This is a genomic window from Avibacterium endocarditidis, assembly GCF_002921145.1.
Taxonomy (GTDB): domain Bacteria; phylum Pseudomonadota; class Gammaproteobacteria; order Enterobacterales; family Pasteurellaceae; genus Avibacterium; species Avibacterium endocarditidis.
Window position 1 is genome coordinate 1 of sequence record NZ_PQVI01000147.1, and the last position, 7,069, is coordinate 7,069.

Below are 7,069 nucleotides of genomic sequence, written 5' to 3' on the forward strand. Positions count from 1 at the left end.
AAAATTCAGATGAATTTAATGACTAGGCCTTGTCTTGCACTGGGCTTAGTCCTTTTAATTTCATTTGAATATTGCGTCTGGTTGACAGTTATTCTCGTTAAATAGCGTCATTAATGAGCCTATGAATATCATATTTTTGAAACATTAATAATACTAAACATAATTTAGGGAGTAGCTGGAGAGCGTAATATTCCACTGATTGATGTATGCCTGCTCATTCTTGGCTTAAAGAATAATGTTTTTCATAAAAAATCTGCTCCTTAATTGGTTGACCATATTCAACTTTTAGGGAGCAGATCACTATGCTGTGGTTTTCACATTAAGCATTCAAGATTTTTTGAATTTCTGCCATACTTAAATGATATTCATGTGGGCAGCTGCGCCACGCTTCGAGCATTTTGATGTATTTATCCCACATTGGCGTTTGTGAATCACAACCGTGCTCGCATTGCATAAATTCTGCGTATTTGCCTTCTGTGGTGGTGATAAAACGTAAGTAATTGAGGTATTTTTTCTCACGCACCGCACAATAACCGGCAAATTGTAAGCGGTGTGGCGTAACAGCAGATTTGTCGCCGAGATTATTATAAGAAACGTGCAGGGCGTGGTACATTTCCAGCGTGTCGCGTACAGTTTGGCATTCTTGTTCTGAAAGATTAGAAAATTCTTTATCTAACTCTTTCAATTCTAAGCCAAAACCGCCTTTTACAATGGTCTCTAAGCGGGTATATGCTGCCGCATTATTGGGATCTAATAAGCCCATTAATTTGTATTGGTTGGCTAAGATCAAACGCTGTGTTGAGGTCATTTCCATTTTTCATTCCTTCTTATTTTTAGTCTTTAGTCAATTTCTTTTTAGTTCGTCAGCCGATAATGCGGGCGTTTCACTGCTCACATTGCCATCTTTAACATGATATTCCAAATTTTGGAAATAGGCTTCACGGAAGGTGACATAAGGATCTTGTGCTTGTTGTAAAAGGGCGTCTTTATCAAGCAGTTTGGCACGACGATCAATGCCTTGAATACCCCATTTGAATAATCCCCAAGGGCCAAGCAAAGATAGCATTGGGTAGGTAGTATCGACTAAATTGCCTAGATCTTGGCGTGGCGTTGCTGGTCCATACATTGGTAACATCACATAAGTACCCGTTTCGACACCATAAGCACCTAATGTATCACCAAAGCGGCGTTTTTCTTCAACACGCAAAGGCGGGCTTGCACTTGCCCAGTCAATTAAACCACCTAAGCCGAAAATACTGTTAATCCAGAAGCGATTGAAATGCACCATTGCTTTTTTAAATTCACCTTGCAATAGGCGATTGACGAAACTGGCTGGCTCATCAAGGTTATTCGCCACATTGATAATACCTGTTTTCACTGGCTGTGGTACATAGTTTTTCCAGCCTTTTGCAACAGGTTTAAGAAGATAAGGATCAGCGACATGATAGTTAAAATCAAACATTGCGCGGTTAAAGCCCTCTAAAGGATCTTTGCGCTCACCAGTTTGCGGATCAATGGTCGCACAGCCTGTAAGCATTGCAGAACCCAGCACCAGGCTGGCAAGTAATACGGATTTTTTCATAAATAAGCCTTGTTACTTAAAATAAGGTACATTGTAAACAACTTGGTGAAAATCTACAAAATAAATCAGAGAAAAATAAATCGCTTGCATTATATTGATTATTTATGCAAAATTAATGAATAAATATACTACACATTCCTTACGAATTTGCTTGAATATTGGGCTATTGTCTTTTAGAATTAGCCCGTTTAGCCTGTGAGCTAACCACCAATGCAATTTAGCGTAAAACGCCAAACCAAAGTGCGGTGCTTTTTCACTAAATTTCGGTTAACGAGCATTCGTAAGTGTTCACCTACAATTAAGGAGTTTTTATGTCTAGTCCAGCAATTTTAGTCTTGGCTGACGGCAGTGTTTTTCACGGTACATCAATCGGTGTAAATGGGCATACCATTGGCGAAGTGGTGTTTAATACCTCAATGACTGGCTATCAAGAAATTCTCACTGATCCCTCTTATTTTCAACAAATCGTTACCCTTACCTATCCCCATATTGGTAATACTGGCACAAACACAGAAGATCAAGAAAGCCATGCCGTGTATGCCAGCGGATTAATCATTCGTGATTTACCGTTATTACACAGCAACTTCCGTGCCAATCAAAGCCTTGCTGATTACCTAAAAGCCAATAATGTCGTCGCAATTGCGGATATTGATACTCGTCGCCTCACCCGTTTATTGCGTGATAAAGGTGCAATGGCAGGCTGCATTATGGCAGGCGATATTGATGAGAAAAAAAACCTTGAGCTTGCACAAGGTTTTGGCTCAATGGCGGGCAAAGATTTAGCTCAAGAAGTTACCTGCCAAACCCCTTATGAATGGACACAAGGAGAATGGCAACTGGGTAAAGGCTACAACCCGCAGCCAGAGCAACAATATCACATTGTCGCTTATGATTTTGGTGTAAAGCATAATATTCTACGAATGCTCGCCGAAAGAGGCTGTAAAATCACCGTTGTGCCAGCTAAAACCTCAGCAGAAGAAGTGCTAGCCTATCAACCTGACGGCATTTTCTTATCCAATGGCCCCGGCGATCCTGAGCCTTGCGATTATGCCATCAGCAATATTCAAACCTTGCTCAAAACGAAAAAACCGATTTTCGGCATTTGTTTAGGGCATCAATTACTCGGGCTTGCTGTAGGTGGTAAAACGAAAAAAATGCCATTCGGGCATCACGGTGCAAACCACCCCGTGCAAGATTTGGATACGCAAAAAGTGTTCATCACTAGCCAAAACCACGGTTTTGAAGTGGACGAACACAGCCTACCAAAAAACGTGAAAATAACCCACCGCTCTTTATTTGATCATTCCGTGCAAGGCATTGAGTTGACCGATCAAGTGGCATTCTCTTTCCAAGGCCACCCTGAAGCTAGCCCCGGCCCAAATGATGTTGCCTATTTGTTTGATAAGTTTGTGGCGGCGTTAGAACAAGCTAAACAAAAATAAAACCAATGATGAGCCACAAAGCTGGATTAACAATCCATACACAACGTTAAAAATATTATAAGAGAAACTAAGATGCCAAAACGTACAGACATAAAGACAATATTAATTATCGGTGCTGGCCCGATTGTGATTGGGCAGGCTTGTGAATTTGACTACTCAGGCGCACAGGCCTGTAAGGCGTTGCGTGAAGAGGGATATAAAGTGGTGCTGGTAAATTCCAACCCAGCCACCATTATGACCGACCCCGATATGGCGGACGTTACCTACATCGAGCCAATCACTTGGCAAACGGTGGAAAAAATCATTGAGAAAGAACGTCCTGATGCTATTTTGCCAACAATGGGCGGGCAGACTGCGTTGAACTGTGCTTTAGATCTTTCCAAAAATGGCGTGCTGAAAAAATACGGCGTGGAGTTGATTGGGGCAAGCGAAGATGCCATTGATAAAGCAGAAGATCGTGGACGCTTTAAAGAAGCAATGGCGAAAATCGGTTTAAATACACCAAAATCCTTTGTTTGCCATACTTTCGATGAAGCTTGGGCAGCACAGACAGAAGTAGGCTTTCCAACCTTAATTCGTCCGTCTTTCACAATGGGCGGTTCGGGCGGTGGAATCGCCTATAACCGTGATGAATTTGTCGCCATTTGCGAACGCGGTTTTGATGCCTCGCCAACCCACGAATTACTTATCGAACAATCGGTGTTAGGCTGGAAAGAATATGAAATGGAAGTGGTGCGGGATAAAGCGGACAACTGCATTATCGTCTGCTCCATTGAAAACTTCGACCCAATGGGCGTACATACGGGGGATTCCATTACCGTTGCCCCCGCACAAACCCTCACCGATAAAGAATATCAAATTATGCGTAACGCCAGCCTTGCGGTGCTGCGTGAAATCGGCGTGGATACGGGCGGTTCAAACGTACAATTTGCCATTAATCCTGCTAACGGCGAGATGATCGTGATCGAAATGAACCCGCGTGTGAGCCGTTCTTCAGCCCTTGCCTCGAAAGCCACAGGATTCCCAATCGCAAAAGTGGCAGCGAAATTAGCGGTGGGCTATACGCTGAACGAATTGCGGAACGACATCACAGGCGGGCTAATTCCTGCGTCTTTCGAGCCATCCATTGATTATGTGGTAACCAAAGTGCCTCGTTTTGCCTTTGAAAAATTCCCGAAAGCGGACGATCGCCTCACTACGCAAATGAAATCGGTCGGCGAAGTGATGGCAATGGGACGCACTTTCCAAGAAAGCTTGCAAAAAGCCTTGCGTGGTTTGGAAACGGGCATTTGTGGCTTCAATTTGCTGTCTGAAGCCCCTGAGAAAATCCGCACCGAGCTAGGTAATCCCGGCCCGAACCGCATTCTTTACGTTGCCGATGCCTTTGGTGCAGGCTTTAGCTTGGAAGAAGTGCATCATTATTCCAAAATCGACCCGTGGTTCTTAGTGCAAATTCAAGATTTGGTGCAAGAAGAATTGGCGCTTGAGCAAAAAACACTAGATCAGCTCGATTATGCAGAGCTTCGCCGTTTAAAACGCAAAGGCTTCTCCGATAAACGCATTGCTCAGCTAGTGAAAAGTAGTGAAAGTGCGGTGCGAAACTTACGCAAATCTTTCCATCTTCACCCTGTCTATAAACGGGTGGACACCTGTGCGGGTGAATTTAAATCCGACACCGCCTATCTCTATTCTACCTACGAAGAAGAGTGCGAAGCCAAGCCTTCGGAGCGGAAAAAAATTATGATTTTAGGCGGTGGGCCTAACCGTATCGGGCAAGGGATCGAGTTCGATTATTGCTGTGTACACGCCGCCCTTGCACTTCGCGAAAGCGGTTTTGAAACCATTATGGTAAACTGCAACCCAGAAACGGTTTCCACCGATTTCGATACTTCCGATCGTTTATATTTTGAACCACTTACCTTGGAAGATGTGCTAGAAATTATTCACGTTGAACAACCTTATGGCGTAATCGTGCATTATGGCGGTCAAACCCCGCTGAAATTGGCAAATGCCTTGGCAGAAAATGGCGTGAAGATTATCGGCACATCGGCGGATAGCATTGACGCGGCGGAAGATCGCGAGCGTTTCCAACAGATTTTACAACAGCTCGGCTTAAAACAGCCAAACAACCGCATCGCACGCAATGCCATTGATGCGGTGAAATTGGCGGAAGAAGTGGGCTATCCGCTGGTGGTGCGTCCTTCTTATGTGCTGGGCGGGCGTGCAATGCAAATCGTGTATAACGTGGACGAACTCAATCAATATATGCGTGAGGCGGTGCAAGTGTCGGACGACAGCCCGATTTTGCTCGACCATTTCCTAAACAATGCCATTGAAGTAGATGTGGATTGCATTTGCGATGGCGAACAAGTGGTGATCGGTGGCATTATGCAACACATCGAACAAGCGGGCATTCACAGCGGCGATAGTGCTTGTTCACTTCCACCATACTCTTTGAGCAATGAAATTCAAGATGAAATCCGCCGTCAAACAGTGGCAATGGCGAAAGCCCTGAGCGTGGTGGGCTTAATGAACGTGCAATTTGCGGTGCAAGACGGCGTGGTTTATGTGTTAGAAGTGAACCCGCGTGCCAGCCGTACCGTGCCATTTGTGAGCAAAGCCACAGGGCGACCACTTGCCAAAATCGCCGCGCGTGTAATGGCAGGAATGAGCCTCAGCGAACAACAAATTCAAGGTGAAATTCAACCGCACTTTTATGCGGTGAAAGAAGCGGTTTTCCCATTCATCAAATTCCCAGGCGTGGACACCATTTTAGGGCCTGAAATGCGTTCCACTGGGGAAGTGATGGGCGTGGGGCAAACCTTTGCTGAAGCCTTTATCAAAGCCCAACTCGGGGCGGGCGAACGCATTGCCAAAACGGGCAAAGTGTTCCTTTCCGTTGATGACAAAGACAAAGCCCGCTTGCTGCCTATCGCTCAACGCTTGCAAGAACAAGGCTACGGCTTATGTGCCACCATCGGCACAGCAAAATTCTTACGCGAAAACGGCATCTTCGCGCAAATCGTCAATAAAGTGCGTGAAGGCCGCCCACATATTGTGGACGCCATCAAAAACGGCGAAATCGCTATGGTGATAAACACCGTAGGCAGCCTGCCTGAAAGCGTGGAAGACAGCCACTCCATTCGCCGCAGCGCATTACAACAAAAAGTGTTTATCCAAACCACCCTCGCCGCCGCCGAAGCCTTAGTGGAAAGCGTGAAGAATTTAGATGATTACAAGGTTTACGCCTTGCAAAACTTACATTAAGCAAAAGGGCAAATGCCAAAAAAGCAAAGTGCGGTGTAAAATTCGCGAGTTTTTTATATCAATAAAAAGGCTGGGAAACCAGCCTGTTTTTCGTTGGGAGAATTTATTCTGCGATATTTTCATACCCTAATTCTTTTGAAATTGCCCTTGCTACGTTTTGAATTTTATTTAGCAGATAAGGAATACCAATCTGACGCAGTTTATAAGATGAAAGTGATACTGAAACTGCGTAATCTACAATTCCGTGGTAATTAAAAACTGGGCAAGCCACGCAAACCACACCGATTTCATTCTCTTCTCTATCCATTGCGAATTGTTCTTGTCGAATATCATTTAGCTCTTTTTCCATTAAATGAATATCTGTGACGGTGTTGCTAGTAAGCTGCTTGATATTATGTTTTTGTTGTTGCCAATAATGGGCGAGATAATCTTCATTCTTTTCGTAAGCAAGGTAAAGTTTGCCCATTGCTGAACAGTAAAGCTGCAATCGTTGTCCGATATAGGCTTGGGTTCGTAGCATACCTGTGGTGGGCTCAAGTTTATAGATCATAATGGCGTGATCATCTTCTCTTTTAGAGAAATTAACGGTTTCGCCAAGGCTAAGATTAAGCTCTTCTAAATAAGGTGCCGCAACATTAATAATGTTTAACGAAGCAAGCATTTTTTGCCCTATTCCTAAGCATTTTGTTGTTAAACGATAATTTCCTGCAATTCCTGATGGTTGTACATAGCCTTCGCTTTGCAATCCTTGTAATAAACGATGTACGGTACTTTTATT

5 protein-coding genes are annotated in these 7,069 nt (G+C 44.1%); 2 read left to right on the forward strand and 3 right to left on the reverse strand.

Annotated elements, in window-relative coordinates; translation table 11 throughout:
- Positions 1 to 319: 319 nt before the first annotated feature.
- Both C3Z13_RS10890 and C3Z13_RS10895 read right to left on the reverse strand, forming a co-directional pair.
- Positions 320 to 814, reverse strand: a complete 495-nt coding sequence (locus tag C3Z13_RS10890) for a YfbU family protein (protein WP_103855927.1) — start codon at positions 812 to 814, stop codon at positions 320 to 322.
- Between the two features lie 30 nt (positions 815 to 844).
- The gene (locus tag C3Z13_RS10895; protein ID WP_103855928.1) at positions 845 to 1,582 is read right to left on the reverse strand and encodes an MlaA family lipoprotein; all 738 of its coding nucleotides are present in this window, start codon (positions 1,580 to 1,582) and stop codon (positions 845 to 847) included.
- 311 nt (positions 1,583 to 1,893) lie between these two features.
- Here C3Z13_RS10895 and carA point away from each other — a divergent pair, with 311 nt between their 5' ends.
- Positions 1,894 to 3,024, forward strand: coding sequence for a glutamine-hydrolyzing carbamoyl-phosphate synthase small subunit (gene carA, locus C3Z13_RS10900; RefSeq protein WP_103855929.1), 1,131 nt, complete (start codon positions 1,894 to 1,896; stop codon positions 3,022 to 3,024).
- Positions 3,025 to 3,096: 72 nt separating this feature from the next.
- Entirely contained in the window at positions 3,097 to 6,291 is a 3,195-nt protein-coding gene (gene carB / locus C3Z13_RS10905) for a carbamoyl-phosphate synthase large subunit (protein ID WP_103855930.1), read from the forward strand.
- Positions 6,292 to 6,394: 103 nt separating this feature from the next.
- Here carB and C3Z13_RS10910 read toward each other — a convergent pair.
- On the reverse strand, positions 6,395 to 7,069 hold a 675-nt coding region (locus C3Z13_RS10910), incomplete at its 5' end, for an IclR family transcriptional regulator (RefSeq protein ID WP_103855931.1).